Genomic DNA, 1,354 nt, shown 5'->3' with positions numbered 1-1,354 from the left:
CCGAGGTGCAGTCGGCCTCGGACAACGTCGCCTCGGGCTCCGAGGAACTGAGCGCCTCGGCCGAGCAGCTCTCCCAGGGGGCCACGGAGCAGGCCGCGTCCGTGGAGGAAGTGTCCTCGAGCATGGAGGAAATGACCTCCAACATCCGTCAAAACGCGGACAACGCCAACCAGACCGAAAAAATCGCCCTCAAGGCCGCCCAGGATGCCCAGGATGGCGGGCAGGCCGTGACCCAGGCCGTGACGGCCATGAAGAATATCGCCGAAAAAATTTCCATCGTCGAGGAAATCGCCCGCCAGACCAACCTCCTGGCCCTGAACGCCGCCATCGAGGCGGCCCGGGCCGGCGAGCACGGCAAGGGCTTCGCCGTGGTCGCGGCCGAGGTCCGCAAACTGGCCGAACGCAGCGGCACGGCCGCGGCCGAAATCAGCGAACTGTCCTCGTCCACGGTCAGCGTGGCCGATCAGGCCGGCCAGATGCTGGCCAAGCTGGTGCCGGACATCCAGCGCACGGCCGAACTGGTCCAGGAGATTTCCGCCGCCTCCAACGAACAAAACGCCGGCGCCGAACAGATCAACAAGGCCCTGCAACAACTCGATCAGGTCATCCAGCAGAACGCCTCGGCCTCCGAGGAAATGGCCTCCACCTCGGAAGAGCTGTCCAGCCAGGCCGAACAGCTCCAGAGCACCATCGCCTTCTTCCACCTGGGCGCGACCATGGCCCGTGTCACCCGTCACGCGGCCAAGGCTCCGGCCCGCAAGCCCGCGCTGCCGGCCAAAAGCGCCAAGCCACTCAAGGCCGCCAAACCGACCTCGGGTCTGGCCCTGGACATGGGACGGGACGACGAGGACGATGAATTCGAACGCTTCTAACGCTCCGGAGACACGGACATGACCGATATCACCACCCAACAGTACCTGACCTTCGGCCTTGGCGGCGAGGTCTTTGCCCTGGAGACCGGCTCGGTGCGCGAAGTCATCGAGCTGGTGCCCGTGACCCGCATCCCCAAGACCCCGCCCTTCATGCGCGGGGTCATCAACCTGCGCGGCCACGCCGTGCCCGTGGTTGACCTGCGCGTCAAATTCGACCTGCCCACGGTCGCGGACACCGTGAACACCTGCGTCATCATCGTCGATGTCGAAGTCGAGGGAGAAGTCTGCTCCATGGGCGCCATCGTCGACTCCGTGCGCGAGGTCTTCGAGATGGACAGCGACCAACTCAACCCACCGCCGTGCATGGGCACCGCCATCCGGGCGGACTTCATCAAGGCCATGGGCAAGCAGAACGAGGAATTCATCATGATCCTCGATATCGCCAAGGTCTTTTCCGCCCAGGAACTGTCATTGATCCACGA

Annotated in this window: 2 protein-coding genes; both read left to right on the top strand. The window is 64.6% G+C overall.

Annotated elements, in window-relative coordinates; all coding sequences use genetic code 11:
* The coding region (locus tag EOL86_15060; GenBank protein ID NCD26888.1) for a chemotaxis protein at positions 1-872 on the top strand (872 nt) is incomplete at its 5' end.
* An 18-nt stretch (positions 873-890) separates the two neighbouring features.
* Positions 891-1,354 (top strand): chemotaxis protein CheW (locus EOL86_15055; protein ID NCD26887.1); only part of this gene is annotated, 464 nt, incomplete at its 3' end.

Source organism: Deltaproteobacteria bacterium (assembly GCA_009930495.1).
In the GTDB taxonomy this organism is placed as follows: domain Bacteria; phylum Desulfobacterota; class Desulfovibrionia; order Desulfovibrionales; family Desulfomicrobiaceae; genus Desulfomicrobium.
This window is presented reverse-complemented; position numbering and strand designations above follow the sequence as displayed.